Origin of the sequence: Rhizobium sp. NZLR1b, from assembly GCF_019685155.1 — a bacterium.
Classification (GTDB): Bacteria; Pseudomonadota; Alphaproteobacteria; order Rhizobiales; family Rhizobiaceae; genus Rhizobium.
Genome location: NZ_JABDWC010000006.1, coordinates 32781 through 54795, shown reverse-complemented (window position 1 = coordinate 54795; position 22015 = coordinate 32781). Strand labels below are relative to the sequence as shown.

Annotated in this window: 18 protein-coding genes and 2 pseudogenes; 11 read left to right on the top strand and 9 right to left on the bottom strand. The window is 59.3% G+C overall.

From position 1 onward, the window contains the following. Positions 1-79: 79 nt before the first annotated feature. A complete protein-coding gene (locus tag HJB84_RS10870; protein ID WP_207584020.1) occupies positions 80-3082 on the top strand; it encodes a PAS domain-containing protein in 3003 nt (1000 codons plus the stop codon). Positions 3083-3261: 179 nt separating this feature from the next. After that, positions 3262-4560 carry an epoxide hydrolase family protein gene (locus tag HJB84_RS10865; protein ID WP_221115923.1) on the top strand — a complete coding sequence of 433 codons (1299 nt, stop codon included), beginning with the start codon at positions 3262-3264 and terminating at the stop codon, positions 4558-4560. Here the strand turns inward: HJB84_RS10865 and HJB84_RS10860 are convergent. Next, positions 4551-5486, bottom strand: coding sequence for an AAA family ATPase (locus tag HJB84_RS10860; RefSeq protein ID WP_221115922.1), 936 nt, complete (start codon positions 5484-5486; stop codon positions 4551-4553). The two genes, HJB84_RS10865 and HJB84_RS10860, sit on opposite strands and share 10 nt — an antisense overlap. A 209-nt stretch (positions 5487-5695) precedes the next feature. Between HJB84_RS10860 and HJB84_RS10855 the strand changes: the two genes are divergently transcribed. Then, on the top strand, positions 5696-6022 hold the full coding sequence (locus HJB84_RS10855) for a helix-turn-helix transcriptional regulator (protein WP_245510236.1): 327 nt from the start codon (positions 5696-5698) through the stop codon (positions 6020-6022). A 365-nt stretch (positions 6023-6387) separates the two neighbouring features. Here the strand turns inward: HJB84_RS10855 and HJB84_RS10850 are convergent, their stop codons facing one another. Beyond that, positions 6388-8163, bottom strand: coding sequence for a hypothetical protein (locus HJB84_RS10850; RefSeq protein WP_221115921.1), 1776 nt, complete (start codon positions 8161-8163; stop codon positions 6388-6390). Positions 8164-8919: 756 nt separating this feature from the next. Here HJB84_RS10850 and HJB84_RS33980 point away from each other — a divergent pair. The 5 genes from HJB84_RS33980 to HJB84_RS10835 all read left to right on the top strand — a co-directional run bounded on the left by HJB84_RS33980 (position 8920) and on the right by HJB84_RS10835 (position 11146). Continuing rightward, positions 8920-9129, top strand: coding sequence for a hypothetical protein (locus HJB84_RS33980; RefSeq protein WP_311044995.1), 210 nt, complete (start codon positions 8920-8922; stop codon positions 9127-9129). Beyond that, complete coding sequence (locus HJB84_RS10845) at positions 9129-9383, top strand: hypothetical protein (RefSeq protein ID WP_221115920.1); 255 nt, start codon at positions 9129-9131, stop codon at positions 9381-9383. The genes HJB84_RS33980 and HJB84_RS10845 overlap by 1 nt, the downstream gene beginning before the upstream one ends. Positions 9384-9794: 411 nt before the next feature. Continuing rightward, positions 9795-10550 carry an SOS response-associated peptidase family protein gene (locus HJB84_RS10840; RefSeq protein ID WP_221115919.1) on the top strand — a complete coding sequence of 252 codons (756 nt, stop codon included), beginning with the start codon at positions 9795-9797 and terminating at the stop codon, positions 10548-10550. Positions 10551-10553: 3 nt separating this feature from the next. Then, positions 10554-10775, top strand: coding sequence for a hypothetical protein (locus HJB84_RS33550; protein WP_405049242.1), 222 nt, complete (start codon positions 10554-10556; stop codon positions 10773-10775). Further along, entirely contained in the window at positions 10772-11146 is a 375-nt protein-coding gene (locus tag HJB84_RS10835; protein ID WP_221115918.1) for a thermonuclease family protein, read from the top strand. Before HJB84_RS33550 ends, HJB84_RS10835 begins: the two co-directional genes overlap by 4 nt. A 143-nt stretch (positions 11147-11289) precedes the next feature. Here HJB84_RS10835 and HJB84_RS34080 read toward each other — a convergent pair whose 3' ends face one another. Further along, complete coding sequence (locus HJB84_RS34080) at positions 11290-11595, bottom strand: hypothetical protein (protein WP_221115917.1); 306 nt, start codon at positions 11593-11595, stop codon at positions 11290-11292. 352 nt (positions 11596-11947) lie between these two features. After that, complete coding sequence (locus tag HJB84_RS33540) at positions 11948-12130, bottom strand: hypothetical protein (protein WP_259671070.1); 183 nt, start codon at positions 12128-12130, stop codon at positions 11948-11950. 307 nt (positions 12131-12437) lie between these two features. Here HJB84_RS33540 and HJB84_RS10825 point away from each other — a divergent pair, with 307 nt between their 5' ends. Further along, entirely contained in the window at positions 12438-12620 is a 183-nt protein-coding gene (locus tag HJB84_RS10825; protein WP_221116028.1) for a hypothetical protein, read from the top strand. Between the two features lie 64 nt (positions 12621-12684). Then, positions 12685-12870 (top strand): helix-turn-helix domain-containing protein, encoded by a 186-nt coding sequence (locus tag HJB84_RS10820; RefSeq protein ID WP_221115916.1) that lies wholly within the window; start codon positions 12685-12687, stop codon positions 12868-12870. A 409-nt stretch (positions 12871-13279) separates the two neighbouring features. On the opposite strand, the pseudogene HJB84_RS10815 reads toward HJB84_RS10820, so the two are convergent. The 3 genes and pseudogenes from HJB84_RS10815 to HJB84_RS10805 all read right to left on the bottom strand — a co-directional run bounded on the left by HJB84_RS10815 (position 13280) and on the right by HJB84_RS10805 (position 15043). Next, positions 13280-13499: pseudogene (locus HJB84_RS10815) on the bottom strand (hypothetical protein). 373 nt (positions 13500-13872) lie between these two features. Beyond that, positions 13873-14097, bottom strand: a pseudogene (locus tag HJB84_RS10810) (transposase domain-containing protein); the annotation flags it as partial. 67 nt (positions 14098-14164) lie between these two features. Further along, positions 14165-15043 (bottom strand): MBL fold metallo-hydrolase, encoded by an 879-nt coding sequence (locus HJB84_RS10805; protein WP_221115915.1) that lies wholly within the window; start codon positions 15041-15043, stop codon positions 14165-14167. 139 nt (positions 15044-15182) lie between these two features. Between HJB84_RS10805 and HJB84_RS34075 the strand changes: the two genes are divergently transcribed. Beyond that, the gene (locus HJB84_RS34075) at positions 15183-15626 is read left to right on the top strand and encodes a PAS domain-containing protein (protein ID WP_405049241.1); all 444 of its coding nucleotides are present in this window, start codon (positions 15183-15185) and stop codon (positions 15624-15626) included. 25 nt (positions 15627-15651) lie between these two features. On the opposite strand, the gene HJB84_RS10795 is transcribed toward HJB84_RS34075, so the two are convergent. Together HJB84_RS10795 and HJB84_RS10790 are read right to left on the bottom strand one after the other, a co-directional pair. Next, positions 15652-21147 carry an AAA family ATPase gene (locus HJB84_RS10795; RefSeq protein WP_221115913.1) on the bottom strand — a complete coding sequence of 1832 codons (5496 nt, stop codon included), beginning with the start codon at positions 21145-21147 and terminating at the stop codon, positions 15652-15654. A 100-nt stretch (positions 21148-21247) separates the two neighbouring features. After that, positions 21248-22000, bottom strand: coding sequence for an SDR family NAD(P)-dependent oxidoreductase (locus HJB84_RS10790; RefSeq protein ID WP_221115912.1), 753 nt, complete (start codon positions 21998-22000; stop codon positions 21248-21250). Positions 22001-22015: the final 15 nt, after the last annotated feature.

Below are 22015 nucleotides of genomic sequence, written 5' to 3'. Positions count from 1 at the left end.
AAGTGTCTATTGCCGCGCAGTAGCCGTCAACGGATCGATATTGTAGGCTCTCGCCCGGAAAGTGGGCTTTGAGTGGGCGATGGGGATAAACGTCTTTCAATTCTTCGATGCGCTGCCGGGCATGGCATGGACCATGCTGGAGGATGGCCAAGTCGATTTCGTCAACCGAAGCTGGGTAGAGTTCACGGGGCTGCGACCGGCGTCCGGAGAGTCTTGGCGCTGGGAGGATGCTGTGCACCCGGCCGACGTTGGCGCGGTCACCGCCCATCTGCAGAGCGTTAGACACGCAGAGACACAGGGAACGATCGAAGCGCGGCTTCGGCACGCCGCAGGCGAATTTCACCATTTCCTCATCCAGTGGGCCCCTTTGGAAGACGCTCCCCACGGCGTATTGAATTGGTGCGCGGTCGCGACCAATATTGAACCCGTCGTTCAAAAACGGGAAAGGTCGCAGGCCGCACTCGATTTCCAGCTCGTCGTCGATAGCATCCCGTTACCCGTGGCCGTGACAACACCGACTGGGGAAGTCGAAGGCCTCAACCAACTGACCCTCTCCTATTTTGGGCTAAGCCTCTCGGATCTAAAGGACTGGAAGGCTTCGGAGGTCGTGCACCCGGATGACTTGAAGGAAACCATCGAAGCCCAGATCGCCGCTCACATGGCGGGCACGTCTTACAACGTTGAGAGCCGCCATCTTCGCGCCGACGGAATTTATCGGTGGCATAACGTACTGGGTCTACCGCTGCGGGACAGGTCTGGTGCGATCCAGCGGTGGCTGCATCTGCTGATCGACATCGATGACCGAAAACGGGCCGAGGTAGCTCTCGCAAACAGTGAACGCGAGTCTCGCTTGATTGTCGGCACTATCGCAGGAATGGTCGCGCTCTTTACGCCCGAAGGTCAGTTGAACGGCGCAAATCAACAGCTTCTCGACTACTTCCAACTGCCCCTTGAGGAGGTTGTGAACTGGGCGACCAATGGTATCACGCACCCCGACGACCTGCAGCACTGTGTCGAGACATTTACGGCGTCGCTCAAAACGGGAGAGCCGTATGACTTCGAGACGCGCTTCCGTCGCCATGATGGCGAATTTCGCTGGTTCCAGGTCCGCGGCCACCCGGTCAAAGACAATAATGGCGGGATCGTCCGCTGGTATGGTCTGCTGACTGATATCGATGATCGGCGCAGGGCGGCGGAGGCGTTGCGCGAGCGCGAGATCGAGCTGCAATTGATCGTAAACTCGATCCCAGGCCTCATCATTGTGCTCCGGCCCGACGGGGCTGTGGAGAGCGTAAACGATCAGTCCTTGCGATATTTCGGCTATGACTTCAACGAGCATCAAAAGTGGAAGACCAACGATATCATTCATCCTGACGATCGTGACCGGGGCGTGGCTAGATTCGCCGAGGCAGTCGCCGCTGGTCAATCGTACGAGGTAGTGGAAAGGCTCCGTCGGCACGACGGCGTCTATCGTTGGTTCCAGGTGCGGGGAACTCCCGTGCGCGACCACGAGGGCCTCGTTGTACGATGGTACTTCCTGCTGAATGATATCGACGACCGGAAGCACGCCGAAGTCGCGCTTGCTAACAGCGAGAGGGAATTCCGCCATATCGTCAACATGGTTCCGGGCATGATCATACTTTCGCAGCCTGATGGAACGCTCGACGGGAGCAACCAACAGCTACTGGACTATTTCGGAATCTCTCTCGACGAGGTGCAAGACTGGTCAACGAACGGCATAACTCACCCCGATGACGTGCAAGTCAATATCGATACCTTCCTGGGCGCACTCAAGAGCGGCAATCCTTACGACTACCAAAGCCGTTATCGAAGACACGACGGCGTGTTCCGATGGTTCCAGGTGCGAGGACAGCCACTTCGTGACGCAGAGGGCAAGATCGTCCGATGGTATGGACTACTGACTGACATCGACGATCGCAAGCAGGCCGAAGATGAACTGCGTAGAAGTCAGGCCCTTCTCGTTGCAGGCCAGCGCTTGATCAGGACGGGTACGTTCTCCTGGCATGTCGAAACCGACGAGCTGATCTTGTCCGACGAATGGCTTCGAATCCTCGAATTCGAAAAAGACGAAGTCGTGACGTTTGACCGGATAACGGAGCGGATACACCCGGACGACGTTGCGCTCTTTGCCGGGAAGATCGGCGCCGTACGCGAAGGCGACCAGGACTCGGAATACGAGGTCCGCGTTCTCGCCCGCAACGGCGACATAAAGTACGTTCGCGTCATCGGCGAGGTTATAATTCACCGGAATGGAAATCGGGAATGCCTTGGAGCGATCCAAGACGTGACACAAAGGCGCTTGACGGAGGAAGCGCGCGATCAGTTGCGCACAGAGCTTGCGCGAGTGACCAGCATCCTCAGCCTCGGCCAGATGTCGGCGGCGATCGCGCACGAGGTGAACCAGCCACTGTCAGGCATCATCACGAACGCGAACACCTGTCTGCGGATGCTTGCAGCCACACCGCCCGACATAGAAACGGCCCTTGAGACGGCGCGGCGCACGATCAGGGACGGCAATCGTGCCACCGAGGTAATCGCCAGACTGCGGGCGTTATTCAGTAAGCGCAACATCGAATTCGAAGACGTCGATATAAACGACGCGGTGAGTGAGGTAGTCGCCTTGTCTGCAGGTGATCAGCGACGCAACGGCGTCGCTATTCGAACGCACTTCGCCACCTCCCTTCCCCCCGTCAACGGCGACCGAGTCCAACTTCAACAAGTGATCAACAACTTGCTTCGCAACGCCATTGACGCGGTATCTGGCGTGAAGGATCGGCTGAGATCGGTCGAGATCCAAACCGAGCTCGGCGGTGATGGGCAGATAAGCGTTGCGGTCAGCGACAACGGAATTGGTCTCGACCCAGACGGAGGTACGCGGATCTTCGAAGCGTTCTACACGACGAAGAACAATGGGATGGGGATCGGTCTTTCAGTCTGTCGTTCCATCATCGAGAGTCATGGTGGTCGCCTTTGGGCTGAGCCTAACCAAGGGCCGGGCGTTACCATGCACTTCTCCGTACCGTCCGCCGAAGAGGCAAGCATCACGGCAGCCTCGCAATGAAAAGCTGGAATCTCCCCCCGCTCCGGCAGCTCTGATCCGGTCCACCTCCGCACGACAGTCGAGCAGGCGGGGGAACCACCCGATACAAAGGTGTCGGCCATACCTTGGTGCAATTGTTGCAGAACTCCTTCGATGCGAATTTCCTCCTCGTCAAACAACGCACGAGCAAGGAGGACGCCATGTCCCGAGTAGAGCAAAAAGTCACCCGTCGAACACTGCTTGCAGTCGCGGCGTCCGCCAGTGCAATCGGGGTGTTTCCCAAAGCGTTCGCAGCGACCGGTACGGTATCCGAGCTCCGACCCTTCAAGTTTACCGCGTCCAAGGATCAACTCGCCGATCTCCATCGACGCGTTGCCGCCACCCGCTGGCCGGACGAGGAAAACGTCACAGACGACAGCCAGGGCGTCAGGCTCGACACGATCAAGAAGCTCGCCGCCCATTGGAAGACCCACGACTGGCGAAAGGTCGAGGCTCGGCTTAATTCCCTTCCGCAGTTCCTTACGGAGATAGACGGCCTCGACATTCATTTCATTCACGTCAAGTCGAAGCACGAAAATGCGCTGCCAATAATCATCACCCATGGCTGGCCTGGATCGGTCATCGAACAGATGAAGATCATAAAGCCCCTTACCGATCCTACCGCCTTCGATGGCACCGAAGCCGACGCTTTTCATGTCGTCATTCCTTCCCTTCCGGGCTACGGCTTCTCGGCTAAGCCCAGGGAGACGGGCTGGAATCCGCCGCGCATCGCCAAGGCCTGGGCCGTGCTGATGCAGCGCCTCGGCTATACGAAGTACGTCGCGCAGGGCGGCGACTGGGGCAATGCGGTCACCGAGCTGATGGCTGTGCAGGAGCCAGCGGGCCTCATCGGCATCCACACCAACATGGCGGCCACCGTGCCAGCCGATATCGCCAAGCTGCTGTCATCGGGCGCGCCGGCGCCTGCGAGCCTCTCGGACGACGAGAAGCGGGCCTATGGGCAGCTCGACGATTTCTACAAGAACGGGCTCGGCTACGCGATCGAGATGAACAATCGGCCGCAGACGCTCTACGGCATTGTGGATTCGCCTATTGGACTTGCCTCCTGGATGCTCGATCACGACATCCGCAGCTACCGGATGATCGCTCGTTCCTTCGGCGGCGAGAAGGAAGGCCTTACGCCCGACGACGTGCTCGACAACGTCACGCTCTACTGGTTGACGAATACGGCGATCTCCTCGGCTCGGCTCTACTGGGACAACGCGCATTTCCCCGCCGGCGGCTTCTTCGATCCGCGCGGCATCAAAATCCCGGTCGCCGTCAGCGCCTTCCCGGATGAAATCTATCAGGCGCCGCAGAGCTGGGCCGAAAAGGCCTATCCGAAACTCATCCACTACGGCCGCCCGGCGAAGGGCGGGCATTTCGCCGCCTGGGAGCAGCCGGAGCTTTTTACAGCCGAACTCAGGGACTCTTTCAAGTCTCTGCGGGATCAGATCTGAAGTTGTCCGGCGGCGCCGTCGCCGGACTTGACTAATGCGGCGGACACTTCGTGTCCACCGCATAGAAATCTCACATCTGCCGATCTGTCTCGGGTCCGATCATGGACGAGACCTCGGTGACGAGAGCGGGCGCCGACCGACGTCGGGACAAGATCGAGTCCTAGTTCGTTGGCGAGCGCCGAAGCGAACAAGGTCTTGCCGGTTCCGGGCGGGCCGACGAGCAGGACGCCTCTGTCCACGTCCGACCAGGGAACCTTGTCGTCGCGCCAGTCAGCCACGTCCTGCTTGATCGCATCGACCCACGCGCGGGCCGGGCCGTAACCAGGCAGATCGGAGAGCTTCGGGGAGCGAACCAGTGCCACGGTGGACTTCGTCAGCGTAGCCGGGTCGAGCCCCTTCAACGACTGTCTCGCGGTGAGACCGATTACGATCTCAGCAGGCTGGCGGGCGATCACCTCGGCAAGCGGCAGGTCGACATCCTCCACTCCGAGCAGCTTTCTCGCGGCGATGATGTGCCTCGCCGTGGGATGATCGAGGTCCACGATCACATCTGCGGCCAACTGAAGCGAATGCTTGACGCCGTCGAGCGACGTCGCAAGGTAGATTGCCTGATGCTCGGGTCGGAACACCGTGAAGTCCTCTACGACCTTCCCCGGCGTGCGACGTGCCGCCTCTCCGATGATGTGCACCGGACGCCGGAAGTCGTCGTAGTACGAGCGGTCCCGGCCGCCGGTCATGAGCAGCATCGCGGCCGATTTCGCGGGCCAGATCCACTCCTTGTCGACAAGACAGACGATGATCCCTTTCGCGTCTTCCCGAAACTGATCTGTTCCACGAAGTGCTTGCCGCAGAGAGCAAAGCATAAGGAACTTTGCAGCGTCCCTGCTGGTCTCCAGAAAGACCTTTGCGTCGAGGCGATGATGCATTTAGGCAGCCTCCAACGGCCGAACTCGGTACGGGGGCGGCGACCTGATTCGAGACGTCCGGATTGACTGGGAGATGGCTGACGAAGGATTCGGCATAAAAACGACTCCATTGGATGCATTTCGCATCCAATGGATGGCGTCAGCTTCTCGACGTCAACATTTATTTCCGTCAGTTTGCGGCGCCTGTGGATACATGGCATTGAATCCTTATGCTGATGGTGCCGCCGGAAATCCTGAAGGTCGCAAGAGAGTTTCTTGGTCTTAGCCAGGAGCAGGTCGAGAAGCATGCAGGCGTTTCACGGGCGACGGTCTACCGCGTGGAGCGGGGCGTGCGCGATCTGCCTCAGTACGCATTGCTGGTTCAGCACTTCTATGAGCAGAGCGGTATCGAATTCATAGCCCCTATCGGCGATCGCGGATGGGGCGTGTTCAATCATAATACCGCTGGATACGCGCGCGAACTGAACAGGTTTGAAGATCTTGGCAAATCGCCCCCGGAAGACGAGGCGCCGCCGCCGACCGAAACCGAGACCTGACGACCAGGTCAGTTCGTTTTTGAAAAAGCGCTCTGTCTAAGCTGCGACACCTCGGCGCTGACTCGTGCTAGAAGTTAAAAGCAACTACGGTGCATTCGTTTGTCGTCAAAGCGCGCAAGTTTCGGCGCGAAAATGAAAACCAAAACCGCAGTTATTAGTCCGAATGATCGATTTTTGAAAAATAGTGATATTTCATAGCCTTACGGTTTTAAGCGCCGGCTGAAAACAGTTTCGGAATGGGTGAATCAGTTTCGCTATACGTGATTTAGTTACGCTCTAGGCCGGGTTTTGTTTCGCTATAAAGTGGTTTCGACACAAAGGCTAAGAAACGCCGCAGGAAGAACGCCCGCAGCCACAACAGTCACCTATAACCCAAATCGGCTTAGTTGATCGACCTGGATCTGGGTCCGTGGGTGGAGCACCAGGCCGCCAGAGCGGATCTCCTCGGCAAATCGGCGGATGTGTATCGGGTCTGGACGTTCGACGGGCCCAGGCCCATGCGGTCTGATCGGCCCGTCTTCGACCACAACATAACGATTCAGGCGGTCGATGCATCGGGCGATGACCGCAACGCTCTCCGGAGTATATTCCTCATGCCATCCTTCCGCCTCGAACCGAGCGGACCCGGATGAACTGGGCCCGCCGCCGGCTTCCGATGCGATGACGTCGACCGAAGCTCCAAACCGTTCACCGCCGCGCGACGTCAGACCGAGCTCAAAGGTCAGAGGATCAATCGTGTATTCCAGAGTGAAGGTCGACCCGTTGAAGAGAATGTCGACAGTGCCCGAGGGAGCGGACACCGGCGTTCCGTCGACGTGCCAGGCGATGGTCGGTTGGGTTCCGGGGAGCGGCGATCCGCCGAAGCCAAGGGTACGCACAGAAAAAAAGGTAAGCGTCGAGGTGGACCAAGTTACCTTGGTGGTGACATCGCCACACGGGGTTCGCCCCTCCTTCGAACCGCTTTGGCCAAGAGGCGTTCTGATGGGATCGCCGATCTGGATGGTAGCGGAGCGAGTCGATCCCAGCGCCCAGGATATGTCGGCCCAACAGCCATTATCGTCGTTCTCGAAAGCCTCGAGCGTGATCGTGAGCGCGCTTCCGGGCAGTTGGAAGTCGAAGTCGATGCCATTCATGGGAACGCCGCCCCGATACCAGACCCGCTCGACTCCAGGCGCTACAGTCTCGAGCGTGTGCACGACTAAACCCGCTTGGGAGAGGTTGGACAAGTCGTATTTCAGTCCGACATCCCAGTCCCGCGCGGGTCGATATTCGACATAGACACGGCCAACTCCGGTGCCTGGTTCGCCGGGTGGATGCAGGATCAGGAGCGTCGCGCCGCCTCTTGCGCTCGGCGGCCCCAGGCGCACCCTCCCCGATTGCCCCGCGACGGGAAACGGGTGCTCGACCACCCGCCCGCCGACGAAGGCGTCCGGATAGAAATGGTGGAGGTTTGCACGCGAGATATGCGGACCGCGCCAACGGAAGCTGTCCGCCGGCCAGTTGGGTATGTAGTCGCCGCGATAGGTCGGATTACCGGACCACTTGGGTCCGGTACCGAGATAGCGCGTGCCAAAGGACTCCGCCGACATGATGTCGTGCGGCGCTCCATATTCGGGGCCGACGATGATGGTCGCGTCGCCAGGTGCCCAGTCGGTGCCGTTGTTGTCGATGCCAAAGGTATGCTCGAAGCCGAGCGTGTGCCCGAGCTCGTGGCAGGTGAATACACCCGTGGAGGGGATAACAGGTATCGTCGAATAGGGTCGGCCGTCACCGAGTTTGCCGGAACCGCCGTCCCATCCCGAAAAGCTGCCACTGATGATCTGCCCGCCGGGCAACGTGAACAGTAGCACCCCATCGAAACCCGCAAGGGGGTCAAAGCCGGGGTTCGCGGCGCGCACGGCCTGGATCGCGGCGGTGACTTGGGTTCCGCGATCGGTGTTAGGCGGCGTGAGCGTGACCTCGACCCAAGGCAACAGCGCGCTGTTGAGAAAGTCGAAATAACCGTGGGTGGTATCGGACCAATAACGCAGGACCGACTGTGTGCCGGTCATAACCATCTCGATGCAAGTCTGGTCTGGAATATATTGATAGGCCGGGTCGTGACGAGCGCGGAGAATAGCAAGCTTGAATGGTTTCGGCATATCGGCGTACCCCCCGTTTCAATGCTTTCGGCCTCTCGATGGCCCGAACCTTCCCTTTGCCAACATCAGGCGATGCTAGCATAGAATTCGCACTAGCTAATGTAGAGTGGCATCATGCGACAAGTACAACAAAAGGTTAATATCGAGTACGCAGATCAACATCGACGTTCGGTGGCCAATGATCAGCGTTGGCGCACCTCAGCCTGCCCCCGGACGTCCGGCGGAGATCGGTGGCATTCGCTACCTCAATTCGGGTGTTTTCCGTCGGGCTCGGGTCTTATTTTCGAGCCGATCGGAAACTTGAGCCCCGCGAGAATGCGGGGCTTTTTTCCGGCAGATCTCAAAAAATTTGTGATCTCCTGGGAACTCTGATCAGAGACGTGAGTTAGATGCGTGGTTGCGCTAGGTCCGCTCCCAAGCAACTCGGCGCAGATACCTTTCCATCTGTCAAACTAGCCCCGCCAACCAGCGGGGCTTTTTTGTTCGCGTGAAACTCCTGATCCAGGAACCTATTCAGGTAGTTATAAGTTTTGACGACAGGCCGCACGGCTTCAGTATCTTGTACTGCTGCACCCCCTGTTCGCAGCGGTCGTGCGGTCCACCACCTCCATCGTCGTCGCTGCGATCTCTCCCGATCGCACTTGCTCCAAGATTGATATTGACTCATCGGCCTACAGGAACATAATAAGAACATCGGCAAGGCGGCCGCCAATCTGAAAACAAGGTCGATTTGAGCTCTTCAAGGAGAATGAGAACGTGCGCCCGCAATTAGCCCAAGCCCCGAACATAGAAATCCAAAGGGAGGTGGAAGCCTTGCTGGCCTGGCACGACGAAGATCCTCGCGCAGCCATTTCGACAGTGCTGCTCGATTGTCAGCATCTCCGCCTTCAGCTCGCATTGACGGCCGCAGCCTCCAGCGTCGGCTTTACCAGGGGTTGGACGCCAACTTACGAAAGGCCGAAGTGATGCAGACCTATACGCGAGAAGTAAACGACGAGCTCGAAATCACCAAAGAGGACGTCGAGCAGTTGAAGGAATTCATGATCTACATCGGCCTCGAAGGCTTCGACACGCTCAATGAGCGAGGTGGATTTCGCAAGTCCATGAAGCTCCTCCGCCTGATGGAGAAGGTCGACAAGGTTTTGGATAAGTGGATCACCTACGTGCCCGATGACGACGGCGCAGAGGAGACCGTGCGCCATCAACCGCTGCCGCAGTGAGACGACGAAATGGCAACCACGCAGCGCGCACCCCTTCGATCGAGCCGCCCGAGCTGACAATGCCCGAAATGAATATCTCGAAGAAGCTGTCGCACTGGTCTTTGGAGGAGGCGCGGCAGGTGGGGCATATACTGGTTGTCCGGTGCGGCCTTTGCAATATTACGCGCCATTTCCTGCCGGATGACATTCTTAAGCTCCGCAAGAATACCACCTTGAATCGCCTGAGGTTTGTCTGCCAAGAATGCAATAAGAGTGCTTACATCGAAGTGAACGTCTACTACCCGTCATCATGGGACGTCGGAAAGCTTCCGATCCGGCGCCTGGCCGGAATGCGAAACCTCAGGAAGCCTGTTTGGCGAGACGAAACCCTTTAGCAGCCGGCAGAGGCGCATAGACGCCAAGGGAGGGAACGTGTGTAATCTTTACCGGGTACTGAGTAATCAGGAGGCCATCCGCGCGATCACCCGCGCGATGATCGACAGCGCCGGCAACATGGAGCCGCTTCAAGAGATCTGGCCCGACCGAATGGCGCCAATCGTCCGCAACACGCCCGCCGGCCGAGAACTGGCGAACGTCCGATGGGGGCTGCCAAGTTCTTCGAAAGCTCTCCTTGACGCGGCGGCGAAACGCGCCGTCGGGTTGCGGAAAAAGGGGAAGCCGGTTGATTTCGACGAACTGCTGAAAATGGAGCCGGACGGTGGGACGACCAATGTCCGCAACGTGCGCAGCAAGCATTGGATGCGCTGGCTAGGGGTCGAGAACCGTTGCGTGGTACCGTTCACCCGCTTTGCCGAGCCGGACCCCGCGAACAAGCCTGATGGCGGCAGAACGCGAAACGCGTGGTTTAGCGGAAGTATTGACGAACCGCTGATGTTCTTCGGCGGGCTTTGGGTGCCGCAATGGAGTAGCGTGCGGAAAATCAAAGAGGGACCAGTTAAGGCCGACCTTTTTGGCTTTCTTACAACCGAGCCCAATGCTGTGGTCGCGCCCATTCATCAGAAGGCGATGCCCGTGATCCTTTCAACCGAAGCCGAAGTCGAGATGTGGCTTACGGCACCTTGGGAAGAGGCAAGCACGCTGCAGCGCCCACTACCGGACGACAAGATCATCTTGCTGCCGAGCATTCAGGTGCCGCCGGTTGCTGATTTTGAACCTACCTTGTTCTAACCCATGAGCGACACGGACAGGCCAGCGCTGAATAGCGCATCACATATGTACGTCCACTATTGCGAAGAGGACGGGTGCAAGGAATGGGGCGGTTTCGGGTTTAGCCCAACCAGGGCGGTCCCTTCGCGCTGGTGGTGCTGGGGCCACTATCCCCACAAGACCTATGAGCAAGAGAAGGCGCTTAGGGAAAGGCTCAACGCGTCGGACAAGGCGGAAAAACAATGATTGCAGGCTTGATCATCTGCGCGTCACTGACCGTCGTCGATGGCGACACGGTAAAATGCGACGGGCAAAACATGCGACTTCTGGGGGAAGGAGTTCCGTTCGTCTCGGGCATCGATACGCCAGAGATCGGATCGCACGCGAAGTGCATGAAGGAACGGAAGCTGGCGCTGATCGCCAAAGGGAGACTAAAAGAGCTGCTGGCTGAAAAGGGCCTGCGGGTGATGTTCAGCGGCGCGGTGGACAGGACACAAACGCACCGGCCGCTCGTCAACATCTATCGGACGAATGGTGAAGAAATCGGCGAGAAGTTGCTGCACGAAGGCTTTGCTCGGGTGTGGAACCCGAAACGGAGGAACGACTGGCGTGATTGAGCGTCGTTCCTTTCCCGATGCTTTCATCTGATGTTCAGGTTAGATCGCCGAAACTAGAACAGATATCCGTCGATTGGCATCTGGAAGTAGGAGTCCAGGTCGTCTAGAACGAAAAGGAGCCGCTGATGTTTCAAGCGCTAGCCTCACTTTCCGATCATGATATCGAACTCGTCGTCGATGTGGTGACAGAATGGTGCTCTCGGCATCATTGCGATATTCAGAGCAGTGGGGGGCAGCTTGCCCTCACGACGGCTGTCGACGCGATTCAGAACTCGCCGGGTCGCGACGTACTGCTGCACCATCTCTCCGAGAAATTGGACGGACAGCACATTCAATAGTGCGACGACCACCCCTTCCCGACCGGCCGTTCCGTCGAGGCATTCGAGGAAGCTGTTGATGACCTGCCGGACATAGCTGGCGTTGTGGCTGTTTCTTTCCATCATTTCCATCAAGGTCTGTCCCGGCCCCGCACGTTCCTGTCGATCATTCACGCGGCAGCCTCTCTAATACACGACAGAACAGTGCAGCGAGTTCCATCTGCCTCAGATTGGAAACCGAGGCATTTCCTAGGGCCGGACTCCCAACGACGATCGCCAAGGATTTCGCTCGAGAAATGGCGACGTTCAGCCGATTCTTCGAAAATAGAAAATCCATGCCGCGTGGGCTTTCATTCACGTCGCATCTGACAGACACGAGAGTTGCTCACGAGGAGCCGGCGACGATCATTCCTGTCGAAGGCGAACGAGATCGTCTCGGTCGCGGATGCTCATCTTCCTGGTCGAGTTGTGGTCTCATGAATTTCTACATCGGCACGCCTGTCACGGGGTTCACAATAGGCCTTTCGCTCTCGTCTTTCTCGCCAGCCGGCTGAACAGTCGGAGGCGCCTTGGATTCCTCGTCGGCGGGTTCGGGGTTCGACGCTGTCGGATGGACGTCGCTGGGGCGACGCTGCTCTCTAGTGGCGTTTGTATCGTTCGTGGCCATCGTGGATCTCCTCCTGCTCGTCCAACGCTGCCTACCGTGGATCGTTCATCACAACGTATCTCGATCGTCATGGCTCACTGAACACAAAGGGCGCTCGACCCGTCGCCGGGGAGCGCCCTCCCATCCCGGACGACTGCGCACGTTCGACAGAGGGGATAGTCGCGGCGCGGTCATCGATACGGGTGTGAACGGTAGATGATGATGGACACCGGTCGCTTCAATAGGCCGATCTACGCGTGCGGCGAAGGGCAGCCATGTGTTGTGAATTCAGGCGCGGATAACCATATATCGTGAACCACTCCCATAGATGGACATCATGGTTTCAAGGATCAAACGAACCTTGACCGTCGGCCAGCGCGCGGCCGCGGTCGAGCGCACCAACACGATCGCGCAAGAAGCAGCAGACGAGGAACGCCGCCGCCGCGAGGCGAAGACCGAACGGCTGCGCAGGCTTAGGCTCGCAGCGGCCGGGGCGACGCCGCAGAAGTAAACAGCGGTTTCGTCCAGGGCGACGTCCCCTTCAACCATGCAATCTCAAAAAACCGGATAACGAAATGGATCACGTATCGAAGAATTTCGAGGCGGCAAATGCTCTGCGCAAAGGACGACTTGCCAAGGGATACAGCTTGGAAGAGCTGGCGATCACCACAGGCCTGACGACCGCCGAGATCGCAGCGGCCGAGCGCGGTGACGACGTGCCGGCGCATAACCTCGAGCGGATCGTGCAAGCGCTGAAATAGCCCGCTGATGACGCCGGCGTAGTTCATTGTGACAGGCATTCTTCGCAGAGGCCACAGCAGTCTTCATCCATCACCGCGCGTCGTGCGCGCCGCGAACTGTGTGCAGCGGCTAGCTCTTGCCGAGCGGCGTCGTCTTCTCGAACGGGGCGTGACTACATCGGAAGCACTGCGCGGTCTTCTTACGAAGACAGGGAAGGTAGAGGCTATGGACGAACCGGCGGAGCGCGTCATCGAAGACATCAATCATCGTCTACATGTAGGTCATCGGCGTCGTTGATGAGTGCTCCACGAGAGCGTTCGCGATAGCCGAAGTCGTTATCCTGCTTTTGACCACGGATGTACTGGCACTGGTGTGAGATGCGACGTTGAGAAGGTCGGTGCGAATTCGCCCCGGCCTTTTTTATTGTCCTTAAGGCAATGCGCCTGGCCATTCGTTCGACGGCTCCTCGGCTTCGGCGCCGGGGCGATCCTCGGCGGGATCAGGATCTCGCTCGTATGCAGTTCGCAGATGTCCCACCTCCTCGACGATCGCGTTCATAGACGTCCGCCTGTTTCGCGCCTTGCACGACCAGGGAGTCGACGAAATCCTCCAGCCGCTCACGCAGACCATCTTTCCAGTCGCGGTTCATCGCTGGTTCTCCGACTGGAGAGGAACACCCTGGCGGAGCATCCCCAAGGTCGGACAATGTGACGATGCCCGACTTGCCGGTGCGGCGCCTTCGTCAGGTTCAGGATCAGGAAGCGGCTCTTCGCCAGGAATGCGATCAGGATCCGGGGCGGATTGTCGAGCGGGGGCACGGACTTCGAACAGAGCATCCGCGCATGGAAAGCCGTCGTTGATCATGTTGAAGCACAACGACGAGGTCGCCAAGATTGGTACTCAAGATACGAAATTCGTGTTGCCGTAGTGCAGCGAGCCTACGGCTTTGACCGAGAACCGGTGACTGCGGCTGACGCAGGTAGCAACGCCAGCTAACGTCCGCTTCGCGCCGACAGGAGCCTTTACGCACGTATCATCCTGAGAGGGGAATTCCACGGCAGGAGACCCACAATCCGGTTTTGCTTATGGCCGTTTACGATAGCGGTGAGCGTGCTGGTCAGGTAGGCTTGTGGATCGACGGCATTGAGCTTGCACGTCTCGATGAGCGAGGCGATGGTCGCCCAATTCTCTACTCCCGCGTCGTGCCCGGCGAAGAGAGCGTTCTTCCGATTGAGCGCAATGCCCCGTTGTCAGGCTCAGCGCTGTCCCCAATGCGGAACCCGCGGCACTTTTGACCGGGCCATTTTGAACAGTCTACCCTCTGACGAACCGATACGCCGTTCCATTCCGCTCCACGTAGCCGACGCCCGGATATGTCCAATGATATCCGAGCATCCGAAGCCTCTCGTTGGCAGCCTTGTCCAACATAGCCGCCCTGTTCGCTAGCGCGATCTCCGGCTCCGTGTCGAACCCGAAATGCCACCGCGGGTTCTCGAAGGACACGATATTATTCGGGATGACGTCACCTGCGATCAGCAAGTTTTGGTCTCCCGCCAGTTCCAGCGAGATGTGCCCCGGCGTATGCCCGCGAGTGCTGACGACGTTCATTCCTGAAACGACCTCGTCCCCAGGCTTCACCATCGTCAGCCGGTCTTCGACGGCGGACAGATCGCGCTGGGCGCCCCGCGCGAAGACATGAAGCGGTTCCGGCATCTTCGCTTCGTAGTCGGGATCAGTCCAGAACGACCACTCGGCTTCGTTGACGTAGTAGTGCGCGTTCGGAAACAGGAGCGATCCGTCGACCTTCGTGGTGCCGCCGGAGTGGTCGGGGTGAACGTGCGTGAAGATGACCTTTGTGATGGACGCGGGATCGACGCCGACCGAAGACAGGTTCTCCGCGAGCCGGCCGTCGCTCGGCTGGAAATTCACCCCTGCCCCGGTGTCGACGAGAATGAGATCGCTTCCGTGCCGAATGAGCGGGATGTTCGTCTGCAGCGGCGCGCTGTCGGCGTCGCCACCGAGCCGACCGAGAATGCGTCGCCTGACTTCCGGATTGCCGTCAGGCATGAGGATATCCGACGTCAGGGTAATGTAGCCGTCGCTAAGAACGGTGATTTCGAAGCTCCCGTGGCGGAGCTTGTGAAAGCCGCCTGCGAGCACGCCGGGCGGGAGGATCGCCTTCTCGGAAGTCATGTCGGTGTCCTTCGATAAGTTTCACGGATCTTGCCGTCTCGAAGGACGAAACGCGAGTGTTTTCCCGTGAGATGTTGTGAGGGCCGTCGTCCGGAAGTTGCACTTCCACGAGTAGGAAAATCTGATCACACTCCTGCAATTGGAATCCCGCCGTGGTCGTGAAGAGTTTGCGCTGCACCAGTTATCAGGATTTCGGCGGAGCGGGCATCTTCACCTGGAACGTGCGGTCGGATCTGGTGTTCGGAGCGCGATCGCGGGTCTCTTCGGGTTCAACTCCGAGACCGAATTGAGCGGCCTGAGGATGACGGCCTATTTGAGCCGCGTACATCCTGACGATCTTTCGATGGTGGCGCTGGAGTTTCACGCCGCGATTACGAGCGGTGCGTCGTATCAATGCGAGTACCGTGTGCGGCACGCCGACGGCAAATTCCGACAGGTGGGCTCGTTCGCCCGTTGTTTTCGCGGCAGTGACCGGGAACCGTCCCAGTTCGCAGGCATCATATACCCCGTCGATCTGCTTTCGCAGACGGGCGGTCCTCGTCCTGACACGAGCAGCGTCAGGTCCGGATTGCCTAGGAAATAGGACGTCGCGCCGATGCTTGCCACAGTCATTCCTGCGCTCGATACCCATTCCGCGCCGCCCTCAGGGTAAACAAGAAGACGCTCCCCTCCGGTTCGTTCGGCGTCACCCAGAGACGGCCCCCATGGGCTTCCACGATCGAGCGGCAGATTGACAGACCCATGCCAAGACCGCCCGACTTAGTGGTGAAGAACGCGTCGAAGATCTGCTCCATCGTTGCCGCGTCCACGCCAGGTCCGCTGTCGGCAACTTCGACGAGGGGATATCCGTCGCTCGACTTCCCGGAACGCACCTGCAGGCGCCGCGGTCTGCTTTCGGAGGATCCTATGGCCTCGACCGCATTGAGGATCAGGTTGAGGACGACCTGCTGCAACTGGGTGCGATCCCCCACTGTCGATCCCGTATTCATATCCAGTTCGGTTTCGAGATTTATGCCGTGCCGCTGTAGCTCACCGCGGGTCAGTACAAGAACCCCCTCGATCATCGCGTTCACGTCGACCTCCTCCATGGCCAACGGCGACTTCTTCGCGAGCGCGCGGATACTCGTAATGACATCTCCGGCGCGATGGCCGTCGCGAATGATCCGCTCGGCTGCCTGCCGGGCCTCCTCGACGTCGAGCTGGTCATCGCTCAACCAGCGCAGGCAGGTCGCCGCGTTCATCACGATGGCCATCAAAGGCTGGTTGACCTCATGCGCGATCGATGCCGTGAGTTCGCCCAACGCCGTCAGGCGTCCAGCGCGGGAAAGCAGTTCCTGAGCCTCCTCGATCCTTTTGAAATCATCGATATCGGTACTCATACCGACCCACTTCAGGATTGATCCACCTTCATCCCGCACCGGCCTTACCCGCACGAGAAAAGAGCGAGAAACACCGTCATGTCGAATGAGTCGAAGCTCTGCCTCGCCAGCGTTTCCTGTCTCGAGACACTCGGTCCACTTCTGCAACGCCTTTTCTCGATCCTCTGGATGGAACGACTCTATCCACGCTTCTCGAGCCGTCGCGGCGGTCATTCCGGTATAGTCGTGCCACTGCTTGTTGAAGACGGGATTGAGGCCTTCGGGACTGATGTTCCATGCCAACGCCGGAATCATATCGTATGAAAGGCGAAGTTCCTCGGCCACGCGTCGGGCCTGTTCCTGGGTTTGTTGTGCCTCGCGATACAATGCGGCGTTTTCGAGCGAGATTGCTGCCTGCGAGGCAAGAAGTTGAAGTACTGCCACTTGGTCATGGGTGAACAGATGGGACGACAGGCCGTTCTCGAGATAGAGCACTCCGACCAGTTGCTTCTGCTTCACCAGCGGAAGGCAGAGGATCGAACTTGAATCAGCTTCTTCCACGTAGGGGTCGGATGAGAACAGCTCGGCGCTCCGGGCGTCGTCGAGAAGCACTACTTCTTGTGTCCTGGTTACGTAACTTACAATCGTTTCCGGGAGCTTCCTCTCGAACCCCTCGAACTTGACCAAGACGCCCTCGTCCTTGGTAAGCGCCTCCGCGACGATGCTCATCTCTCCTTGTCTCGGAAGGAGGAGAAGCCCTCGGACCGCGCCGGAATGTTCAACCACAGTGACCATCAGCCGTTCGACGAGGCGGTCGAGAACGATTTCGCCAGATACGGCCTGAGACATCGCGACGACGGCGGCCATATCCAGATGCCGCACCTCCGAGCCGGCTGCCGGCGCTTTCCCGTTAGCGTCCGGATTCAGACCTGGATTTGCGAGATCGAGTTGCCGGACCTTCCCGTTCGCACCCCAAGCCAGATAGCCAGACCGCGCGTTGCGAAGGAATGCCGTCGCACTCGTCTTCAGGCCGCGCTCCATGCAGAACCGCGACGCCAGTTCGTTTGCGATGGCTTCGTTCTGAATGAAGCCGTACTGCCTCGCCGAGCGAACGGCTTCTTCATAAAGCTCGAGTGCTTCCATGTCGCGGTTTTCGAGCCGTGCGACTTCGGCAGCCACGAGGGCACGACGATTTCCATGGTTCTCGGGGCCGCTCTCCGCCCATGCATCGATCTGTTTCTGGTGTCGCCGTATCGCCTCGAAGTGCTCTTGCCGATCGTCGCCAGTTGCCGCGTCACAGGCGACCGCATGGATAAGCGCGGCGTAGAACCGGTATTCGGCGATGTCGATGAAAGACCTGGTGGCCTGCACGACGCTGCGAGCTTCGCGCTCGGCCTCTATCGCCGAAGCGTAGTCGCCCGCGATGAATCGCACCTGCATTTGTTGGATCCAATACCAAGCAAGTGGAAGGACGAGTTGCGCGCCAGCATCCTGCAGATGCTGTTGGTAGGACACCTTGTCAGGAAGCACCGATCCACCCGCCGTCTCCGGCCCGTCGCGACCGCGCAGCTCGCGAACAAGAAGTATTTGGCCGATCGCCGAGTCCGCGGCAAGGCTGAAGCCGGTCCTTCGCGCCGACGCCAGGAACCTTTCGGCCTCCTCCTCCACCAGCGCCAAATCGGCGCCCGCGACCAGCAGGTGCGAGACCAGCATCTGCGCGGTCGTGACGATGAACACCAGGTCGCCGGCCGCGACGCCGGCTTGAATGGCCTTTCGGCTGAAGGTCTCCGATATGCGAAGATGTCTTGTCCAAGGAACAACGAAGCAGGCGTAGCAGGTATAGGTTCGCGTCTTGAAGCGGTCCATCCCGTGCTCGTCGACAAGTGCGAGGCCCACGTCACCGAAGCGGCCGCCGGAATCGTAGTCCCCAAAACGAAGGCCCAGCGCCACAATGATCGACACGTAGGCATAACAGGAGGCGTCGCAATTGCCGTGCTGCAGGCTCAGCGAGACCATCTGCGTGTAGATCACGTCTTCAAGATTGCCATCGGTCAAGATGGCCGGAAGGATCGTGTATGCAAGGACGTCCATCGCGGCGAGCCAGTCGGGGTCCGTCATTCTTGGGAGGTTTACGAGCTGCTCGATAGGACGGCCCGCGAGCAGCCCGTGCAACGACTCGATCTCTAGCCGCAGTTCGTGTTCGGTCGGATGGGGAGACCAATCGATGCCGAAGTCGCGAAGATAGGCGAGAGCGACGTCGACCGCCTTCGCTTGATTTCCGAGGGTAACGTAAAGCGACGACCGAAGGCGCACCACCGCCGCACCGTCTACACGGTCCCTCGCGCGCAGAGACAACGCGAGAAGATGGTCGTCGGCGACGGCGTGATCGCCTGTCAGGTATTCGCATTCCGCCTGCTGGAGTTCGAGTGCGAATATGAGGTCATAGCGCTTTTCCCAGTGCGACGGTTTCAGAAGGCCTAGACCCGTGCGGAAATATCTGAGGGCCGACGGGTAGGCGACGGAGGTCTTTGCCCGGATCCCCGCTTCAAGGAACAGTTCGGCGACCTGTTCGCGTTCGCCGTCCGATGTGACCTGCCCAAGTCCTCGGGCAAATTGGTCGATCACTTCAAATATGCGCTCTCGCACTCCCGACGGTGTCAGGCTCGACATCAACGCGCGGCCGATCCGGACATGGGCGACCGGCCTATCTAATGCCGGCACCAACAGGTAGGCTGCTTCCTGCATCCTGTCGTGAGCGAAGACGAAGGCGTCGTCAACACGCAGCAGAAACCTTGCTTGAACTGCTTCCCACAGGATTGCGACGATCTGCCTTTTGGACTTGCCGGAGGCGATGCTCAATGTCGCCATGGAAGCCCCACTCCCGAGACAGGCCAGCAATTTGACTGTTTCCAGCGTCAGACGTGGGAGGCGGCTAAGTTTGGAAGCAACGAGTTCGGCCACGTTGTCGGTGACGCGCGTGTTCCGTATTCGATTGGAGTCCCATCGCCACACGCCCCTGTCGGCGTCGAACACGACCAGTTCGTCCTCCTCCATGGAAGCGAGGAACTGCAGCACGAAGAAAGGATTTCCTTCAGTTTTGTCGACCACAAGACCTGCCAAAGGACCTACGGAGCGGACGTCCGAGCGCAGCATGTGGGCGAGCAGATTTCCGACGTCCTGTGGGGTCAACGGGCCCAGCTTCAATTCCTCGAGCTTGTCGAGGTTCTCCCGCATCGAGTGCCGCGTCGCATTGAACGGATGTTCTAACGGTACTTCGTCGTCGCGGTAGGCGCAGATGAGAAGCAGGTTGCTCACCTCTTGATCGAGAGTGACCGTTTCAATCAGCTCGATCGTGGCTGCGTCCAACCACTGAACGTCGTCGATGAACAACGCCAACGGGCGTTCGGGACGGGCGAAGACCGCAAGGAACCGCCGGAAGACGAGGTGGAACCGGGCCTTGGCTTCGTGAGGCTGAAGATCTGGTGCCGGCAGCGGCTCCCCGATGATCAGGGCGAGTTCTGGCACGAGATTGATCATAAGCCGGCCATTGGGCCCTAAGGCTTCGACAAGCTCCTTCCTCCAGCGTTCCAGGTCGGCGTCGCCGGAACCTAGGATCTGGCGGACGACGCCTCGGAATGCCTGCGCGATCGTCGCATAGGGAATGTCGCGCGTGTATTGGTCAAACTTACCGGATGCGAACAGGCTGCCAGTCTGGGCCAGCGACTTTCGCAGCTCGTGCACGACGGACGATTTCCCGACGCCGGCCGGGCCGGAAACCAGGACGACCTCGGTAGCGCCTTGCGATCTCACCCGATCAAAAGCCGCCCTGATGGCGCCTATCTGACGTGACCGACCATACAGCCCCTCTGGCACTCGAAGACGATCCGCAGCGTCTCTGGAAGCCACTTCGAAGTCGGCGACGCTACCGGTCGAGTTCCAACTGTCGAGGCATCTCTGGAGATCGCTTTCCAGACCCGTCGCGGTCTGGTATCGGTCCTCCGGCCTCTTGGCGAGGAGCTTGAGGACGATGCGCTCCAGGACGGGCGGAACGGTCTCGTTTCGCTGATGCGGAGGGATCGGCCGTCGCGCGACATGCGCATGAACCCATTCCACCGCATCGACCGCCACGAACGGCAGTTCCCCGGTGATCATCTCGTAGAACACCACGCCCAGCGCGTAGAGATCGCTACGGGCGTCGATCAACCGCTTTACCCGGCCCGTCTGTTCGGGGGCGATGTAGGGCAGCGAATTTGATTGGCTTCCCTGAAGGCCTCCGGATACCACGCTGGCGGCGCTCGCAGGACCGGCCATGCCGAAGCCGGTGAGCCATACTTTTCCCGAGGCGTCGACGAGCACGTTGTCGGGTCTGAGATCCTTGTGGACGATGCCCCGAGCGTGTGCCTTGCGCAGAGCCGCGGCAGCGTTCACCGCGACCGAGAGGATGGGCCCGATATCGAGGGCCGCTTCTACGGAGTTGCTCAACGGCATGCCGCCGCTGTCTGTTAGAATGAGGTAGCTCTGTCCGCCGTGGCGTTCGAGAGCGAGCGGTTTCGCCGCCCACTCTGAATCCAACCGATCCGCAAAAGACATTTCACGCTCGAGGCGTTGCATTCCTTCGTGTAAAGCGTCGATCGAAACCGAGGCCTTCATAAGGACGGAGGTGTTTCCATCCTCGGAAATGCCGCGGAAAAGGACGAAGCTGTCGTCCTCTCGCAGAAGCTGGCGCTGGTATCGAGATACGTCCATCACGATGCTCCGATCGGCCTTGCTTCGAGCCGGCTCGCGATCCTAGAACATTCGACGATGGCGATGCAAAAAATTCCGGCGCCTAGTGAGGCGGCGGAGCCTATATCTGCGCCGACCCGCCGTCCGCGAAAAGTTCGCATCCGTTGACGAAGCTGCTTTCGTCCGAGGCAAGGAAGAGCGCGGCGTTGGCGATTTCGCGTGGGTCGCCCATACGCCCAAGGGGGATACCCGCCAGGGTCAGACGCATCATCTCCTTCTTCATTTCCTCCGACGTTGCCAGGTCGTGCCAGCCGGGCGTCGACGTCGCGCCGGGAGCTAGAACATTCACACGGATCTTCCGAGGTGCGAGGTCAAGGATCCAGTTGCGAGCGAAGCTGCGGATGGCGGCCTTCGTCGCGCCGTAGACGCTGAACGCGGGAATGCCCGTCGACGCCGCCGTCGAACCCGTAAGGATCACGGAGCTGCCGTCCTTCAAGAGCGGCAAGGCTTTCTGAACGGTAAAAAGCGTGCCCTTGACGTTGATGTCGAAGGTCCGGTCGTAGTGCTCCTCGGTTATCGCGCCGAGCGGTGCGAACTCCCCGCCTCCGGCGTTTGCAAAGACGATGTCCAGATGGCCGGCCTCGGCCTTTACGATTTCATAGAGCCGGTCAAGATCGCCTAGGTTGGCGATGTCACCTTGGACGCCACGGGCGTTGCCACCAACTTCGCGGACGGCGGTGTCGAGCTGCTCCGCTCGGCGGCCGGTCATGAAAACCCGCGCGCCTTCCTCCGCAAATCGTTTGGCGCTCGCGAGACCGATCCCGCTGTTGGCACCGGTAACGACGGCGATCTTTCCCTGGAGTCGCATATTCATCTCCTATGGTGGCGT